This is a genomic window from Actinomyces howellii (assembly GCF_900637165.1).
In the GTDB taxonomy this organism is placed as follows: Bacteria; Actinomycetota; Actinomycetes; order Actinomycetales; family Actinomycetaceae; genus Actinomyces; species Actinomyces howellii.
In genome coordinates this window covers 1,240,443-1,257,877 of record NZ_LR134350.1, presented here as the reverse complement: position 1 = coordinate 1,257,877, position 17,435 = coordinate 1,240,443, and the positions used below count along the sequence as shown (strand labels likewise).

General features: G+C 71.6%; 16 protein-coding genes. 9 read left to right on the top strand and 7 right to left on the bottom strand.

Annotated elements, in window-relative coordinates; translation table 11 throughout:
- Positions 1-23: 23 nt before the first annotated feature.
- Together EL245_RS05275 and EL245_RS05270 are read right to left on the bottom strand one after the other, a co-directional pair.
- On the bottom strand, positions 24-1,214 hold the full coding sequence (locus tag EL245_RS05275) for a glutamate--cysteine ligase (protein ID WP_126382218.1): 1,191 nt from the start codon (positions 1,212-1,214) through the stop codon (positions 24-26).
- Between the two features lie 95 nt (positions 1,215-1,309).
- A complete protein-coding gene (locus EL245_RS05270) occupies positions 1,310-2,584 on the bottom strand; it encodes a class I SAM-dependent methyltransferase (protein ID WP_126382217.1) in 1,275 nt (424 codons plus the stop codon).
- Between the two features lie 269 nt (positions 2,585-2,853).
- Between EL245_RS05270 and EL245_RS05265 the strand changes: the two genes are divergently transcribed.
- Entirely contained in the window at positions 2,854-3,657 is an 804-nt protein-coding gene (locus EL245_RS05265; RefSeq protein ID WP_126382216.1) for a SanA/YdcF family protein, read from the top strand.
- A 243-nt stretch (positions 3,658-3,900) separates the two neighbouring features.
- Positions 3,901-4,197: a co-chaperone GroES gene (gene groES, locus EL245_RS05260; RefSeq protein WP_126382215.1), complete on the top strand. Its 297-nt coding sequence runs from the start codon at positions 3,901-3,903 to the stop codon at positions 4,195-4,197.
- Positions 4,198-4,428: 231 nt separating this feature from the next.
- Here the strand turns inward: groES and EL245_RS05255 are convergent, their stop codons facing one another.
- Positions 4,429-4,731 carry a WhiB family transcriptional regulator gene (locus EL245_RS05255; protein WP_126382214.1) on the bottom strand — a complete coding sequence of 101 codons (303 nt, stop codon included), beginning with the start codon at positions 4,729-4,731 and terminating at the stop codon, positions 4,429-4,431.
- 303 nt (positions 4,732-5,034) lie between these two features.
- On the opposite strand from EL245_RS05255, the gene guaB reads away from it, so the two are divergent.
- Complete coding sequence (gene guaB, locus EL245_RS05250) at positions 5,035-6,564, top strand: IMP dehydrogenase (protein WP_197719453.1); 1,530 nt, start codon at positions 5,035-5,037, stop codon at positions 6,562-6,564.
- A gap of 112 nt (positions 6,565-6,676) precedes the next feature.
- Here the strand turns inward: guaB and EL245_RS05245 are convergent, their stop codons facing one another.
- Entirely contained in the window at positions 6,677-7,441 is a 765-nt protein-coding gene (locus EL245_RS05245) for an exonuclease domain-containing protein (protein ID WP_126384093.1), read from the bottom strand.
- A 101-nt stretch (positions 7,442-7,542) separates the two neighbouring features.
- Between EL245_RS05245 and EL245_RS05240 the strand changes: the two genes are divergently transcribed.
- From EL245_RS05240 to EL245_RS05215, 6 genes are all read left to right on the top strand, one after another.
- Complete coding sequence (locus EL245_RS05240) at positions 7,543-8,712, top strand: GuaB3 family IMP dehydrogenase-related protein (RefSeq protein ID WP_126382212.1); 1,170 nt, start codon at positions 7,543-7,545, stop codon at positions 8,710-8,712.
- A 131-nt stretch (positions 8,713-8,843) separates the two neighbouring features.
- Complete coding sequence (locus EL245_RS05235) at positions 8,844-9,110, top strand: HPr family phosphocarrier protein (protein ID WP_126382211.1); 267 nt, start codon at positions 8,844-8,846, stop codon at positions 9,108-9,110.
- Between the two features lie 222 nt (positions 9,111-9,332).
- Entirely contained in the window at positions 9,333-11,084 is a 1,752-nt protein-coding gene (locus EL245_RS05230; RefSeq protein ID WP_126382210.1) for a sodium:solute symporter family protein, read from the top strand.
- An 86-nt stretch (positions 11,085-11,170) separates the two neighbouring features.
- On the top strand, positions 11,171-11,416 hold the full coding sequence (locus EL245_RS05225; RefSeq protein WP_126382209.1) for a hypothetical protein: 246 nt from the start codon (positions 11,171-11,173) through the stop codon (positions 11,414-11,416).
- Positions 11,417-11,517: 101 nt separating this feature from the next.
- Positions 11,518-12,162: a MarC family protein gene (locus EL245_RS05220; protein WP_126382208.1), complete on the top strand. Its 645-nt coding sequence runs from the start codon at positions 11,518-11,520 to the stop codon at positions 12,160-12,162.
- Positions 12,163-12,206: 44 nt separating this feature from the next.
- Positions 12,207-12,752, top strand: coding sequence for an RNase H family protein (locus tag EL245_RS05215; protein WP_126382207.1), 546 nt, complete (start codon positions 12,207-12,209; stop codon positions 12,750-12,752).
- Positions 12,753-12,816: 64 nt separating this feature from the next.
- Here the strand turns inward: EL245_RS05215 and EL245_RS05210 are convergent, their stop codons facing one another.
- From EL245_RS05210 to EL245_RS05200, 3 genes are all read right to left on the bottom strand, one after another.
- Positions 12,817-14,070, bottom strand: a complete 1,254-nt coding sequence (locus tag EL245_RS05210) for an acetate/propionate family kinase (RefSeq protein WP_126382206.1) — start codon at positions 14,068-14,070, stop codon at positions 12,817-12,819.
- A 33-nt stretch (positions 14,071-14,103) separates the two neighbouring features.
- Complete coding sequence (gene pta, locus EL245_RS05205) at positions 14,104-16,158, bottom strand: phosphate acetyltransferase (protein ID WP_126382205.1); 2,055 nt, start codon at positions 16,156-16,158, stop codon at positions 14,104-14,106.
- Between the two features lie 112 nt (positions 16,159-16,270).
- Positions 16,271-17,368 (bottom strand): LacI family DNA-binding transcriptional regulator, encoded by a 1,098-nt coding sequence (locus tag EL245_RS05200; RefSeq protein ID WP_126382204.1) that lies wholly within the window; start codon positions 17,366-17,368, stop codon positions 16,271-16,273.
- Positions 17,369-17,435 lie beyond the last annotated feature (67 nt).

The window sequence follows — 17,435 nt, the reverse complement described above, 5'->3', positions numbered from 1 at the left end:
GGCTCAGCCCTCCTCGGAGCGGCTCAGCCCTCCTCGGAGCACAGGGCCCGGATCTCGTCGGGCAGGAGCGGGCGACCTGCGCGCAGCTCGGTGAGCATGAGCCGCACCGCGGCGTCCTTGGATCCTCCTGCGGCCTTCGTGGCCGTCATCTGACGCTGGTAGGAGGCACCTGCCTCGAGGGTGGCGCGCACGCCCTCGAGCTCTGCGAGGCATCCCAGGTCCTCGGCGACCGGCGCCAGCTCCGTGAGCATCCGGGAGACCGTGTCGGTGGCCAGCTCCTCCTGTCCCGCGGAGTCGATGATGAGGATGGCGTCCATCCCGTAGCGCGCAGAGCGCCACTTGTTCTCGTCGACGTACCAGGGGGGCAGCACGTCGAGGCGCTCCCCGCGGTCCAGTCGCCGGGAGAAGTCCTCGACGAGGCACTGGGTGAGAGCCGCGATCCCCGCGAGCTCGGTGAGGTTGGTGGCGGCGTCGCACGAGCGCACCTCGATGGTGCCCAGGCGGGGGGAGGGGCGCACGTCCCAGCGCACCTCGGTGAAGTCCTCGATGACGCCGGTGTGGACCATGTCCCCGGCGTAGGCCTCGAGGGCCTCCCAGGTGTCGAGCTGGTGGGGGGCGCCGGCGGTGGGCAGCTGCTGGAACATCATGGCGCGGTTGTCGGCGTAGCCGGTGTCCTGCCCCGCCCAGAAGGGCGAGGAGGCGCTCAGGCACTGCAGGTGGGCGGTGCGTGTGAGCAGCGCGGACAGGATCGGCAGGACCTTGTCGCGGTCCTCGATGCCCACGTGCACGTGGGTGCCGAAGATGAGCATCTGGTGGCCCCACAGGCGGGTGCGGTCCACGAGGCGGGCGTAGCGCTCGGCGTCCGTGACCTTCTGGACCAGGGGGTCGGCGAAGGGGTGGGTACCGGCGCTGGCCAGCTCGACGTGGAGGGGGTCGGTGGTCGGCAGGAGCCGGTCGAAGGCCAGTGCGATGTCCTCGACGCACTGCGCGACGGTGCGGCGGGCGCCCGAGACGAGCTCGACGGTGTTGAGCATCATCTCCCCGTGGATGTGGGGGTCGCCTCCCACCGAGCGGAGGATCTCCGAGGCGCACTGGCGCAGGTCGAGGCAGTCGCGGTCGATGAGCTGGAGCTCCCACTCGATGCCGAGGGTGGAGCGTGCTGAGGTCGCGAAGGGCAGGGGCGCGTGGTGGACGCGGCGGGACTCGTGGGCCACGGCTTCCTCCTGTTGCTGGGCTGGGGTCGCTGGGTGGTGGGGGCCTGAGTGCGCCGGAGGGCACCGGACCGGCGCCTTCCGGCGCCTCCCGGTGGCTACCCGGTGGCCTGGACCAGGGGCTCGACGACGAGGACGGCGCCGCGCGCCCCTGCCGCGGAGCCGTCCCGGGGTCCCAGGCGCGTGAGGAGCCACGTCTCGGAGCCCTCGCCGCGCAGGTGCAGGGAGGCGCGCAGGGCCTCCGGGGGCAGGTCGACGCCCCGCTTGTGGATCTCCAGGCTGCCCAGGCCCGTCTCCCGCACCCGCGCCCTCAGCGCCTTGAGGTGGAGGGGAAGGACCTCGCGCAGGCGCCAGGACCTCACGAAGGGCGCCAGTGACGGCTCCGGGGGCCGGTCGCCCGAGAGGTAGGCGATGCGGTCCCCGACCGGGGCCGCCTCAAGGGCCCGGGCGAGGTGGGCGACCAGCCCGGCGCGGATCGCCGCGCCGTCGGGCTCGTGGACGAGCTCGCCGAGCTCCTCGGCCCCGCCGACGGGCTCGACCTGTGCGGGTGGGGCGGAGGGGTCGGTGCAGTCCGGGTCGGCCAGGACGTGGGCCCGTGAGGAGCCGTCCGCTCCTCGGCGCAGGGCCAGGGCCGAGCGGCCCGGGCCCTCGTGGGCCAGGGGGCCGAACCACAGCCCCGCCTCGACGACCTGGCCCTCGACGCTCACCCACTGGGCGTGGCAGTCGGCGGGCAGCAGGTCGTGGGCCAGGCCCGGTGCGACCTTGACACCGAGTGCCGCGACCTGCTCGCGCAGGGCGAGCACCCGGCTCAGGGGTGGCGACCACTGCTCGGGATCGGTCAGCCGGCGCCCCTGGCTGCGACGGGCGGGGTCGGCGAAGACCCCGTCGACGCCCTCGGCGGACAGGTCGATGTCCATCGCGTCGGCACAGCGCACCTCGGCCTCGGGAAAGGCCATGAGGTTGACCGTGGCCAGCGCCGCCGTCGTCTCGTCGTGCTCGACCGCCAGGACCGACAGGCCGAGCCCCGCCAGCGCCATCGAGTCCCCGCCGATGCCGCAGCCCAGGTCGGCCACCCGGGAGAGCCCCGCGCGGGTGTAGCGCGAGGCGTGGTGTGCCGAGACCTCCAGGCGCGTTGCCTGCTCAAGTCCGTCGGGGGTGAAGAGCATCTGGGAGGCGAAGGGGCCGAACTTGGTCTCGGCACGGCCGCGCAGGCGCTGTTGGGTGAGGGCGGCGGCGACGAGGGCGGGGGAGTGGCCTTGTTCCCGCAGGGCCTCACCGGCGCTCAGGGGGTCGAGGTCGTCGTAGGGGGGCAGGGAGCCGAGCAGCGCCCAGCCCTCGGGGGTGAGCAGCGGGGCGAGTGTCGAGTCGTCCATCGGTACGATGATGACACGACGGGTGCCCGCGAGGCGGAGCGACTCGACCATCGGGTCGACCAGCGGCTCACCCCAGGGCCGTCGAGGCCGGTCGCGAGCCGTCGCGGCCGGTCGCGGGTGGTCGCGGGTGGTCGTGGGTGGTGCAGACCACCGGGGATGACCGGCGCGTCGAGATGACGCGTGCGGGTCCTGTCCGGAAGTCTGCTGAGGCTGTCATCGACAGGTCCCGGTGCCCGCGGGCTCCGGCACCTGTCGGGAGGGAGGACGACATGGCCGCAGTGGCAGGACGCTTGACACCCCGTCGGGTGCGGTGGGTCCTCGCGGTGGTCGCCGGGCTCGCCCTGGCCGCCCTCGTCCTGCCCAACGCGTGGGTGTGGGCCGCCTCCGCGGGCCGCACGGCCGACCTCGGTTCCGCCGAGGACACGGCCACCGCCCCGGTGGCCATCGTCCTGGGGGCCTCGGTCTACGCCTCGGGCGATCCCTCGCCGTGGCTGCGCTACCGGCTGGACGCGGCGGCCGAGCTCTACGAGTCCGGCAGGGTCGAGGGGATCCTCGTCTCGGGCGACAACGCCCAGGAGGACTACAACGAGCCCGCGGCCATGCGCGACTACCTCGTGTCCGTGGGGGTCCCGGCCGAGGCGATCGCCGTCGACTACGCGGGCTTCGACACCTATGACACCTGCGTGCGCGCCCACGAGATCTTCGGGGTCGAGCAGGCCGTCCTCGTCAGCCAGGACTTCCACGTCCCCCGCGCCGTCGCGGTGTGCCGTGCGGTGGGCATCGACGCCACGGGGGTGGGGGACACGCGTGCCACCGCCAACAGGAGCACCTGGGTCCGCAGCTGGGCGCGCGAGCGCTTGGCGGCCGTCAAGGCGGCCTGGGACGTCCTGTCCGGTCGGACCCCCATGCTGGGGGACCGGGAGACGACCGTGGACGAGGCCGTGGCCTGGACCCGTGAGCAGCGCGACGGGGCGAGGACGCAGCCCACGCCGTCAACCGCCTCACCCTCCGCAGGGGGGTCGGCCTCTCCCTCAGCGTCCCCGCAGCCGGCACCCACGGTCTCGGGTCCCTGAACGCCGACGGCGAACCAGGTCGACCCGCTTGGCACTCGCGTTGACTGAGTGCTAACAGCGCGCGTAGATTTCGTGCCGACGCGGGACGTGCCCCGGCACGGTCCCACGGCTCGCACTCGGTCCGTGCCCGGCCGACCCCCGCGACGGCGGTCAGGTGAGCGCGGGTGCAGCGCACCAGTCATGTCATCCACCACGCACTTGAGCCCGTGCTCAAGTCACGCACAGCGAGAAGGGGAGGCCGATATGTCGATCTCCATCAAGCCGCTCGAGGACCGCATCGTCGTCCAGACGGTCGAGGCCGAGCAGACCACCGCCTCGGGCCTGGTCATCCCGGACACCGCCAAGGAGAAGCCGCAGGAGGGCAAGGTCGTGGCCGTGGGCCCCGGCCGCGTTGACGACTCCGGCAACCGCATCCCGGTCGACGTCGCTGAGGGCGATGTCGTCATCTACTCCAAGTACGGGGGCACCGAGGTCAAGTACGCCGGCGAGGACTACCTCATCCTGTCCGCCCGCGACGTGCTGGCCGTCGTCACCCGCTGAGCCCTGCTCCCCGGCTGACGTCGACAGGACGTCGACAAGCAACCACCGGTACTGATCGGTACTGATCGGTACTGACTGGCCCTGTCGGGCCGGTCGCCTCAGAGGAGTCCGCCCGGCTGCGCTGTGTCCGCACAGCGCAGCCGGGCGGACTCGTGCGGTGAGGCTGGTCGGGGCTGCGAGAGGTGGCTGTGAGGTGGCGCTCGAGGTGGCCTTGAGGCGGCCTCGAGGTGCTCAGGCCACGGGGTCCTGTGGTGGGCTCCTGCGTCCGGCGAGCACGGCGCGGCGCTCCTCCTCGGTCATCCCGCCCCAGACCCCGTAGGGCTCGTGGGTGGACAGCGCGTGCTCCCTGCAGATCTCGAGGACCTCGCAGGTGCGGCACACCGCCTTGGCCCCTTCGTCCCGCCTGCGCCGTGCCGAGCCCCGTTCCCCCTCGGGGTGGAAGAAGGTCGTCGAGTCCATCCCCATGCAGGCCCCGCGGTACTGCCACTCCCACAGCGCTGTGATCGGCCCCGGCAGCCTGGCGCTGTCGCCCATCGTGCTCCACCCTCCCTCGCGCGGCGCTTCACATGCATGCGTCTCATACAACAGTAGGTACAGGCGGGGTGTCCGGGCAAGGTGGCAGCGAGGAGTTTTTCCCCGGGTTAGCGGGTATTTCGCTGAGAGAGTCAGCGACAGGGCCCGATCTGGGTCGTGCGGGGACCTGACATTCGATGAACAGTCTCACGCAAGACATGTCATGTCAGACCTTTGTCCGTCGAGGTCCCTCCCAGCCCTCCCTGGGGGCGGGAGGCGAGCGTGGCGCGCCCCGCATGGCTCGTTCCGGTCCGGCCGCATACGATGCCTCCCGTGAGCGACTCGATCACCAGCCCCGAAGTCTTCGCCCCCACCGCTCTGACCTACGACGACGTCCTGCTCCTGCCCAGGCTCACCGACGTCGTGCCCTCGGAGGTGGACACCACGACGCGCCTGACGGGCAGGATCTCCCTGGCCACGCCGCTGCTCAGCGCCGCCATGGACACCGTGACCGAGGCTGCCATGGCCATCGCGATGGCGCGTCAGGGCGGGATCGGGATCCTGCACCGCAACCTGTCGATCGAGGACCAGGCCCAGCAGGTCCGGCGCGTCAAGCGCTCGGAGTCCGGCATGGTCTCGGACCCGGTGACCGTGGGGCCTGACGCGACGATCGCCCAGCTTGACGAGCTGTGCGGCCACTACAAGGTCTCGGGCCTGCCGGTGGTCGACGACGGCGGCAACCTCCTGGGCATCATCACCAACCGTGACCTGCGCTTCGTGCCCCCGGAGCAGTGGGGCTCCCTGACCGTGCGGGACTGCATGACGACCCGCGACCGGCTCGTCACGGGATCGACCGGGATCTCCAGGGAGGACGCCAAGGCGCTGCTGGCCGAGCACCGGATCGAGAAGCTCCCCCTCATCGATGAGGCGGGTCACCTCACCGGCCTCATCACGGTCAAGGACTTCGTCAAGACGGAGCAGTACCCCCTGGCCACGAAGGACGAGTCCGGCCGTCTTGTCGTGGGTGCGGCGGTGGGCTACTGGGGCGACACGTGGGAGCGGGCCGGGGCGCTGGCCGAGGCTGGTGTCGACGTCATCGTCGTCGACACGGCCAACGGGGGCGCCAGGCTCGCCCTCGAGATGATCACGCGCCTCAAGAACGACTCCGCCTTCGCTGGTATCGAGATCATCGGCGGCAACGTGGCGACCCGTGAGGGCGCGCAGGCACTCATCGACGCCGGTGTCGACGCCGTCAAGGTGGGGGTGGGGCCGGGCTCGATCTGCACGACCCGTGTCGTCGCGGGCGTCGGGGTCCCTCAGGTGACGGCCGTCTACGAGGCGGCCAGGGCCTGCGGGCCGGCCGGGGTCCCGCTCATCGCCGACGGCGGGCTGCAGTACTCCGGTGACATCGCCAAGGCGCTTGTCGCCGGTGCCGACACCGTCATGCTCGGGTCCCTGCTCGCCGGGTGCACGGAGTCACCCGGCGACCTCGTCTTCGTCAACGGCAAGCAGTGGAAGCGCTATCGCGGGATGGGGTCGCTGGGTGCGATGAGCTCGCGCGGCCGTGCCTCCTACTCCAAGGACCGCTACTTCCAGGCGGACGTGGCCTCCGACTCCAAGATCGTCCCTGAGGGGATCGAGGGACAGGTCCCCTTCTCCGGGGCCCTGGCCGACGTCGTCTACCAGCTCGTCGGCGGCCTGCACCAGTCGATGTTCTACGTCGGTGCGCGTACGATCCCCGAGCTCAAGGCCAACGGCCAGTTCGTGCGGATCACGAGTGCGGGGCTCAAGGAGTCCCACCCGCACGACGTCAAGATGACCGTCGAGGCACCCAACTACGCCGGACGGGACTGAGGCGGGGGCCGGGCCTGGCTGAGGCCGGGGTAGGGCGGAGGCGGCTCACCGGCCCACAGGGCGCCGGTCCACGGCGCTCCTGCCCACGGCGCCTCGGCCTGCCGCCGGTCCCTCACAGGTCCTCGGGCAGCGGCCAGGACGGGTCCGCCCCTGGTCGACCCGGGTTCTGGCGGGCCAGCCAGCGGTTGAAGGACTCCGCCCACCGGCGGTGCTCACGGGCCTGGAAGGTCATGAGCTCCGCGAGCCCCATGTCCGCCAGCCGGGGGTGGCGACGGGTCATCTCCTCCAGGACGTCGAGCGCCGCGGCGACGTCGACCTCCGCGGTGTGCAGGGCGGCGTCGGACTCCACCCCGTAGAACCGGCACAGGTCCTCCAGACGGCGCTTGCCCTTGCGGTAGCGGTCGACCGCCCGGTCCAGGACGAGGGGGTCGATGACGGGCCCCGGCTCCCGACCCAGGCGTTCGCGCACCGTGGGCAGGCCGTGCCGGGACAGCTCGCTCTCCATGAGGGTCAGGTCGTAGGAGCCGTTGAAGACGACGACCGGGACCTGTCGGGACATTGCGGTGGCCAGGCGTTCGGCCACCTCCTCGAGGACCTGGGCCACGGGGCGCCCCTGGGCGCGGGCCCGCTCGGTCGTCACCCCGTGCACGGCGCTGGCCCCCTGCGGGATCTCGACGCCGGGGTCGGCCAGCCAGGTCTCGACCCGCTGCCTCCGCGCGTGCTCGGGGCCGGGGGCCTCACGCGAGACGATCGCAGCGGTGACAAGGCGGTCCGTGCGAGGGTCGACCCCGGTGGTCTCGGTGTCGAATCCCAGGACCGGACCGCGGGTCCAGGGCGCCGTCGGGGTGGTGCTCGGGTCAGGGCCGTCATCGTTCATGACCGGCAGTGTGCCACGAGCCTGCGACACGTACTGTCGCGCCCGCAGCCGCCGTGCGGGGCGCACCGAGGAGTCCGTCTCGTCCATCTAGACTCCTGGGCATGAGCGCAGAGATCGAGATCGGACGCTCCAAGCGGGCGCGCCGGGCGTACTCCTTCGACGACATCGCCCTCGTCCCGGCACGGCGCACCCGGGACACCCGGGACGTGCGCGTGAGCTGGCAGGTGGACGCCTACCACGTGGAGCTGCCGGTCATGGCTGCCCCCATGGACGCGGTCATGAGCCCGCAGACCGCGATCCTCGTCGGGCGCCTGGGCGGCATCGGCGTCCTCGACCTCGAGGGCCTGTGGACCCGGTACGAGGACCCCACCGCGGCCCTGGAGCAGATCCGGGCCGCTCCCGCCCAGGAGGCGACCCGGGTCCTTCAGGAGGTCTACGCCCCGCCGGTGCGCGCCGAGCTCATCACCGAGCGGCTCACCCAGATCCGCCGAGCCGGGGTCGTCGTCGCCGGACGCCTGAGCCCCGGCAGCACGCTGCGCCACTGGCGCACCGTCGTCGAGGCGGGGGTCGACCTGCTCGTCATCCGGGGCTCGGTGGTCTCCGCCGAGCACGTCTCGGGCTCCGCCGAGCCGCTCAACCTCAAGCGCTTCATCTACGAGCTCGACGTCCCTGTCGTCGTGGGCGGGGTGACGACCTACACCGCAGCCCTCCACCTCATGCGCACCGGCGCCGCGGCCGTCCTCGTCGGCCAGGGCGGGGGCGCCTCCTCCTCGATCCGCCAGGTCCTGGGGCTGCACGTGCCCATGGCCACGGCCGTGTCCGACGTCGCCGCCGCCCGACGGGACTACCTCGACGAGTCAGGAGGCCGCTACGTCCACGTCGTGGCCGACGGGTCGGTGGGCAGCTCGGGGGACGTCGTCAAGGCCATTGCCTGCGGAGCCGACGCCGTCATGCTCGGCGCCGCGCTCGCCCGTGCCCAGGAGGCCCCGGGCGGGGGCTACTACTGGGGGCCCGAGGCGCGCCACGAGCGGCTGCCCAGGGGCTACCGCAGCGTCGTGGGCACCGTGGGCTCGATGGCCGAGATCCTCAACGGCCCCTCGGACCAGGCAGACGGCACGCTCAACATCATGGGGGCACTGCGCCGGACGCTCGCCACCACCGGATACGCCGACGTCAAGGAGCTTCAGCGCGTCGAGGTCGTCCTGGCCCCCTACGCCCGGACCGAGTCGTGGCCGCCGCAGCCCCTGGACGGAGGTGTCGGCGCCCTGTGATATTCGATCGTCACATCCGCCCCGGTCGGCGGGGTTGTCGGGTACTGTGACTCTGACATCAGTCACCGCCCGGTCGCGCGCCGGCACCCGGGCCGTGGCGTCCGTCCCGCCCACCGCACAAGGAGTCATCCATGGCCCAGGTCACCGCAACCATCGCCTCGAAGGTCGGCCTCCACGCCCGTCCTGCCGCCACCTTCGTCAAGGCCGTCGCAGAGAAGGGTGTTCCCGTCACCATCGCCAAGGAGGGTGGTGCCCCGGTTGACGCCGCCTCGATCCTCGGTGTCATGACGCTGGGCGCAGGCTTCGGCGATGTCGTCACCCTCACCTCTGACGCCGACGGCGCCGAGGGTGCCCTCGGCGAGCTCAAGGCTCTGCTCGAGACCGATCTCGACGCCTGAGTCACACCCGTGAGCGGGGCACCCACCGATCGGTGGGTGCCCCGCTCACGCGTGTGCCCGCTGTCCTCCCCCTGCTCAGCAACGCGCTGGACGTCCTCGTTGCCGACCGACAGGGTCCAGCAGGACCCCTCATCTCCTCACAATCTCCTCACATCAGCAGCGACCGACACTGTAGTGTGTTCTGCACCACTCTGTATGAGCGTGATCCCTGAGAGGACAGCCATGCCACCCTTCCTTGCCACGAACCCTGCCATCCTCCCCACCGCCACGACGACCCTCCTGGAGGCCCGCTGGTTCGACTACGTCCCCATCGTCATCTACTTCGCCGTCGTCATCGGCGTTGGCTTTATGGCCAAGCGCCGCACAGCCTCCTCCGAGGAGTTCCTCACCTCCGGCCGGTCGCTGCCGGCCTGGGTGACCGGGATCGCCTTCGTGTCGGCCAACCTCGGCGCCGTCGAGATCATGGGGATGTCGGCCACGGGCGCACAGTACGGGATGCCGACCTTCCACTACTTCTGGATCGGCGCGATCCCGGCGATGATCTTCCTCGGACTGGTCATGATGCCCTTCTACTACGGGTCCAAGGTGCGCTCGGTCCCGGAGTTCATGGACAAGCGCTACGGCACGGCCGCGCACATGATCAACACGCTCTCCTTCGCCCTGGCCCAGCTGCTCATCGCGGGCGTCAACCTCTACCTCCTGGGCACGATCGTCCACCGTCTTCTGGGATGGCCGCTGTGGGTCGCGCTCATCGTCGCCGCAGTGATCGTCTTCTCCTACATCAGCCTGGGAGGGCTGTCCGCGGCGATCTACAACGAGGTCCTGCAGTTCTTCGTCATCATCGCGGCACTGTTCCCCCTGACGATGGTCGGGCTCCACAGGGTCGGCGGGTGGGGCGGGCTCAAGGCCCGCATCACCGAGGCGGCGCTCACCCACGGGACCGGGGCCTACGCTGATCCTGACGCGCAGCTGCACTCCTGGCCCGGGGTGCTGCTGTCGGGCTTCTCCTCACCGGTGATGTCGGTCATCGGGATCACCGTGGGCCTTGGATTCGTCCTGTCCTTTGGCTACTGGACGACCAACTTTGTCGAGGTCCAGCGCGCCATGGCCTCGGACTCCATCTCCTCGGCCCGTTCGGCGCCGATCATCGGCACCTTCGCCAAGATGCTCGTGCCCTTCCTCGTCATCGTCCCCGGCATGGTCGCCGCTGTCCAGGTCTCCGAGATCGTCGCGCTCAAGACGGCCTCGTTGTCGGGCACCGAGGCCGGAGGGGACATCCAGTACAACGACGCCGTCCTCCTGCTCATGCGCGACGTGCTGCCCAACGGTCTGCTCGGACTGGCGATCACCGGCCTGCTCGCCTCGTTCATGGCCGGGATGGCCGCGAACATCTCCGCCTTCAACACGGTGTTCACGGTCGACATCTACGAACGCTACCTGCGGCCGGACGGAGATGACGCCCTCTACCTCAAGGTCGGGCAGCGGGCGACCTTCGGGGCCACGGTCATCGCCATCTTCACCGCCCTCATCGCCTCGAGCTACTCCAACCTCATGGACTATCTCCAGCAGCTCTTCTCGATGTTCAACGCGCCCCTCTTCGCGACGTTCATCGTCGGGATGTTCTGGAAGCGGGCCACCGACCACGGAGGGTGGAGCGGCCTGGTGGCCGGAACGCTGACGGCGCTGGCCGTCAACGTCCTGGCGTGGACCGGCGTGCTCACCCTGCCGGGTCAGGGGACCGCCTTCGTCGCCGCCGGCGCCGCCTTCGTCGCCGACGTGCTGGTCACCGTCGTGGTCTCCCTGGCGACGACACCGCGCCCAGAGGCAGAGCTCAAGGGCTTCGTCGCGTCCCTGACGCCCAAGGAGGACAGGACCGATCCTGGCGAGTCCGAGCTTCCCCTCCTGCGCAGGCCGGTTCCTCTCGCTGTCGTGTCCGCCGGCCTCATCATCGCTCTCAACCTCATCTTCCACTGACTCCGCTCACCTTTGTCACCGCAACTCACCGCACAGATCCCGTCAGCGGGCCGGGCTCGCTGAACGCCGTCCACGAGGAGACGACCATGAACGCGCTGCGCCGCGCAGTGACCGATATCCGCTCGATCATCGGAGGGGTGCTCGGTACGATCGCCCTCTACCTGCTCATCTGCTCGGCCTTCCTGACCGGACCGGAGGAGATGGCCAAGACCGGAGGGGTCAACGCCAACCTCTGGGCAGGACTGGGCCTGCTCCTCGTGTCGGTCGGGATGATCGGCTGGCAGCTGGTCCGTCCCGAGCAGGGCGTCGCCCAGGGGCAGGACGGCAGCTGACCCTGGGCGGCCGAGCCCTGCGCAGCAGGCTCGGCAGGGTGCTGGCGCCTGACCTGTGAGGACGGCCAGGACTGAGGAACCCGAGGAAACCCGAGGAAACCATGGACACCGCACTGCTCATCAAGGCGCTGGGGGCCTTCTTCGCGATCATGAACCCCTTCGTCAACCTTCCGCTCTTCCTGAGCCTGACCGCCGCGCAGGACGCCTCCCGCCAACGACGCACAGCCTGGCGCACGCTCCTGCTGTGCACCCTCATGTGCGCCGTCGTCGCGGTGGCCGGCAGCGCCCTGCTCAGCTTCTTCGGCATCTCCATCAACGACTTCCGCGTCGCCGGCGGCCTCGTCCTGCTCCTCATCGCCTTGGGCATGCTCTCGGGACAGGGGTCGTCGGCGCACGAGGGGACGCCGGCGGAGAAGGACCACGCCTCGGCCCACGCGGCCGTGTCCGACGTCGCCTTCTACCCGATGACCTTCCCGATCATCGTCGGTCCTGGCACGATGACGACGATCATCGTCATGTTCGCCCAGGACCGGTCCGCCTCCGGGGTGGCGACCGTCGCCCTCGCACTGGCCATGACCCTGGTCCTGCTCGGTGTCGTGCTCCTGTGCGCCGGGACGATCGGCAGGCACATGTCCATGACCCTGCGCACGATCATGACGCGGCTCATGGGGATGATCCTGGCGGCCATCGCCGTCGGCATGCTCTCGACGGGGCTGGCAGCCCTGTTTCCCGGCCTGGCGCGCTGAGCGCCCGGGCCGGGTCCGCCGCGCGGGCCAGTAGGCTGACCGCCATGACGATCATCGCGGCGGCAGACGGATCCGCCCTGGGCAACCCCGGTCCTGCGGGCTGGGCGTGGTACGTGGACGAGGACTGCTGGGCGGCGGGGGGCTGGGAGAGCTCAACGAACAACAGGGGCGAGCTGACGGCCGTGCTCGAGCTGCTGCACGCCACGGCCGGCACCGAGGAGGAGCTGCTCGTCCAGGCCGACTCCCAGTACGTCATCAACTCCCTGACGAAGTGGCTCCCCTCCTGGAAGCGGCGCGGCTGGCGCAAGGCCGACGGCAAGCCCGTGCTCAACGACGACCTCATGCGTGCGCTCGACGCCGCCCTGCGGGGCAGGACGGTGCGCTTCGAGTGGGTCCGGGGACACACCGGGCACCCGATGAACGAGGCCGCCGACGCCCGCGCCCGCGCCGCGGCCACGGCCTTCCAGCGCGGCACCGCCGTGCCGACCGGCCCCGGGTGGACCCGGGCCGGCGCGCCGGGCGGCGCGGGCACGGGCCGCGCCCCCGGGGCTCAGGCCCCGGCGGACCCGCCGCCGGCCACCCTGTTCTGAGCGTTGTGACCCGTGCCCGGCGCCTCGGTGGGGCAGGGTCGGCCCCGCCGAGGCGCCCGGCGCGTCACAGGAGGGTGACCGCCTGACGCGCGATGGCCAGCTCCTCGTTGGTCGGGACGACGAGGACGGCGACCGCGGAGTCGGAGCCGGAGACCACCCGGGCGCGTCCCGAGCGCTCGGTGTTGGCCCCGGGGTCGATCCGCGCGCCGAGGAACCCCAGACGCTCCACGACCTCGGCCCGCAGCCGGGCGTCGTTCTCACCGATACCGGCGGTGAAGGTGAGCGCGTCCAGCCCGCCCATGACCGCGGCGTAGGCACCGACGTACTTGACGAGGCGGTGCACGTAGATGTCCATGGCCTCACGGGCCTGAGCCTGTCCGGCGTCGATACGCCTCCACACCTCACGCATGTCGTTGTCGCCGGTCAGGCCCTTCATCCCGGAGGCCCGGTTGAACAGGTGGTCGATCTCGTCGATGCCCATGCCCGCCACACGGGCGAGGTGGAAGACCGCGGCGGGGTCGATGTCACCGGTGCGGCCGCCCATGACCAGGCCCTCCAAGGGGGTCAGGCCCATCGAGGTGTCCACCGCCCTGCCGGCCACGACCGCCGAGGCCGACGCCCCGTTGCCCAGGTGCAGGACGACCTGCTTGAGGTCCTGGCGTCCCAGGAGGGCGCTGACCTCCCCGGAGACGTACTGGTGGCTCGTGCCGTGGGCGCCGTAGCGGCGGATCGAGTAGGTGTCGGCGACCTCCCGGTTGAGAGCGTAGCGGGCCGCCGCCTCGGGCAGGTCCTGGAAGAAGGCGGTGTCGAAGACGGCGACGTGGGGCACGGAGGCGAGCAGCTCCCGGGCGACCTCGATGCCCTTGAGGTGGGCGGGGTTGTGCAGGGGCCCCAGCGGGACGAGCTCGGTGATCGTGTCCACGACCTCGTCGTCGATGAGCGCGGGCCCGGAGAAGAACCTCCCTCCCTGGACGACGCGGTGCCCGACGGCCACGACATTGGCCCGCGACAGGTCCGGTCCCTGCTCGTCGAACAGCCGCAGGACCTCCGCCAGGCCCGTGCCGTGGTCAGCGATCGGCGCCTGGATGCGCAGCTCCTGCCCGCCGTGGCGGTGGATGATCGCGCCCTCCTCCTCACCGATGCGCTCGACGAGCCCCGATGCCAGGGCCAGGCCCGCCTCGGGGTCGACGAGCTGGTACTTGATGGACGAGGAGCCCGAGTTGATGACGAGGACCGTGCGGGACCCGGCCCCCGGGGCCGGGTCGGAGGCCGTGCGCGTGCTCGGCTGGGTGCTCGTCTGTGTCGCGGTCGTGGTCACGGTGTGCCTTTCTTCTGCGGGACCGGGCGGGTCTCAGCCCTGGGCCTGGACGGCCGTGATGGCCACGGTGTTGATGATGTCCTCGACCAGGGCCCCGCGGGACAGGTCGTTGACCGGCTTGTTGAGGCCCTGGAGCACCGGGCCCACGGCGATGGCGCCGGAGGACCGCTGGACCGCCTTGTAGCCGATGTTCCCGCTCGACAGGTCAGGGAAGATGAAGACGTTGGCGCGGCCGGCCACCTGAGAGCCGGGGGCCTTCTTGGCGGCGACGGTCGGGTCGATGGCGGCGTCGTACTGGATGGGCCCGTCGACGGCCAGGTCCGGCGCCATCGCCCTGACGAGCTCGGTGGCCTCCCGGACCTTGTCGACGTCGGCGCCCTGGCCCGAGGTGCCGGTGGAGAAGGACAGCATCGCCACGCGCGGGTCGACGCCGAACTGCCGGGCGGTCGCCGCCGAGGAGATGGCGATGTCGGCCAGCTGGGAGGCCGTCGGCTCGGGGTTGACCGCGCAGTCGCCGTAGACGAGGACCCGGTCCTCCAGGAGCATGAGGAAGACCGAGGAGACGATCGAGGTCCCCGGCTTGGTCTTGATGATCTGGAAGGACGGCACGATCGTGTGCGCGGTCGTGTGGGCGGCCCCCGAGACCATGCCGTCGGCGTGCCCCATGTGGACCATCATCGTGCCGAAGTACGACACGTCCTGGACCTTCTCGCGCGCCTGCTCGAGGGTGACCCCCTTCTTGGCCCGCAGCCGGGCGAACTCGGCGGCGTAGGTCTCGAGCAGCTCGGGGTCGTCGGTGCGCACGACCCGCGCCGAGCCGATGTCCAGGCCCAGCTCGGCGGCACGGGCCCGCACCGCCTTGTCGTCGCCGAGCAGCACGAGGTCGGCGATGCCGCGGCGCAAGATGGCGTCGGCGGCCCGCAGGACCCGGTCGTCCTCGGGCTCGGGCAGGACGATGGTCTTGCGGTCGGCCCGGGAGCGCTCGACGAGCTCGGCCTGGAACATGATCGGTGTGACGACCTCGGAGGCCTCGACCTCGAGGGCGTCCATGAGGGCGTCGATGTCCGCCTCCTTCTCGAAGGTCGTCACCGCGACGTCGAGCTTGCGCTCCGAGGCGTTGGCCAGCGCCCCGCGCAGCGAGCCCGCCGTCGAGGCGGCCGTGAAGGTGTCCTGAGGGGAGGTCACGACAGGCAGGGGCAGGTTGAGGCCCTGCAGGAGGCGCAGGGCGTGGGGGGCCACCGGGAAGCCGCCGTTGAGCACGAGGCCCGACAGGCTGGGGAAGCCGGAGGAGGCCTGGGCCGCGGCCAGGGACACCAGGACGGCGGAGCGGTCGGCGGGCACGATGACCAGCTGGCCCTCGCGCAGCCTCTCGAGGATGTGCGCCACGTCCATGGCCGCGATGAGGACGGACTCGGCCTCGCGCTCCAGGAGGGTCGCGTCGCCGGAGATGAGGGTGCCCTCGACGGCGGACATGACCTCGCGCACCGAGGGGGCCGACAGCAGCGGCACCAGCGGCAGGGTCGTCGTGGCCACGCCCTCGATGCCCGCGATCGCCTCGGCGACGGCACCGCGGGTCTCGGGCAGGCAGCGGTTGGCGACGACGGCCACGGTCCTGGCGTGGTTGTCGGCTATCTCGGCGATCGAGACCTCCACCGAGCCGCGCACGTCCTCGGGGCTGTGGTCGCCGGCGACGACGAGAAGCACCGGGGCCCCGATGTTGGCGGCCACGCGGGCGTTGAGGGACATCTCGGGGTTGCCGGCCACGTCAGTGAAGTCAGAGCCGTCGATGAGCACGACGTCGTGGTCGCGCGCCACGGCACGGTAGGCCGACACGATGGTCGACAGGGACTCCTCGGGGTCCGCGTGGAACTCGTCCCAGGTCACGCCGATGCAGGCCGAGGCCTGCATCGAGGACCCCGAGCGCGCGAGGAGCAGGTCGAGGAAGGGGTCGTCCTGGCGGGAGTCGACGAAGGGGCGGAACACGCCCACCTTGGCCACGACCTTGGTCAGGCACGCGACCAGGCCCAGGGCCACGGTCGACTTTCCCGTCCCCGCCCCGGGTGAGGCGATGTAGATGCTGCGCGTCACGTTGCGGTCCTTTACGCGTCTCGAGTGCGGTGGGAGCGTGCCGGGACACCCCGGCGCCTCTCGGACTTGATTGTGCCCTCCCTCGACCGGGCCGTGCGATGACGGCCCGGTCTCAGGACGGCATGGGGTCTGTGGAACCCGGCACAGCCGGGGCAGCGGTGGTCGACCGCAGGACGAGCCTCGTGGGCAGGACGAGCTCAGCCGCCTCCCCGGGGCGCGGCGGGGCCTCGAGCAGGTCGAGGGCCGAGGAGATGAGCCCCTCGACGTCCTGGTGCACCGTCGTCAGGCCCAGGGAGGCGACTGCCGGGGCCGGTCCGGCACCGGCGTCGTCGAAGCCGGTGACCGACACGTCCTCGGGCACCCGCAGCCCCTGGCCCCGCAGGACGTGGATGATGCCCAGGGCCAGGGCGTCGTTGGCGGCGAGCACCGCGGTGGGCGCCGGGTCGAGGTCGAGAGCGCCCAGGACCTCCCGGCCGGCCGCCACGCCCGCGGACTCGTCGTAGGCGGCTGCCGGGACCTCGAGGACCTCGGCGCCCAGGAGCCGGGCCTCGTCGACGACTGCCTGGGCCCGGAGGTCGCCGCTGCGGCGTCCCGCCACCCGCGTGACCGCCATGCGCCGGTGCCCCAGGTCGACCAGGTGGCGCACGAGGCAGCGCATGCCCCCCTCGTCGTCGGAGTGGACCGAGGCGACTCGGCCCGCCAGGTGGGCGGGGGCGTAGGCGCCGACGAAGACCGCAGGGACGGTGCTGAGCAGCGCCGCCGCCTCGGCGTCGACCGGTCCCGAGGAGATGAGCAGGATCCCGCTGACCCGCTGAGCCTCGAGGGTGCGCAGTGCGCGCACGAGCCGGACCGAGGCCGAGGACGCCGAGGAGGGCGCCGAGGAGGACATGGTGAGGACCAGGTCGCGCCCCCGGGCGGCAACAGCCTCGTGGGCCGCGTCCAGGACGCGGGCGGTGAAGGCGTCGTGGCCGTCGAAGACGACCCCGACAAGACGACGGGTGCCCTCGCGCAGGCGGCGTGCGTTGACGTCGGGGGCGTAGCCGAGCTCGGCGGCCGCTGACAGCACCTTGGCCCGGTTGGCCGGGGAGGCCCCGGGCTTGCCCGACAGCACGAGCGAGACGAGGGCGCGCGACACCCCCGCCCGCCGGGCGACGTCGACCATGCGTGGGCGGCGCCCCCCTGGAGGCATGGGGACCTGGCGGGCTGTCACGGCCCCAGCCTATCGGTCCGTGGGACCGCCATGGGATAGCGTGGGCACACCGTGCCGCCGGACGGTC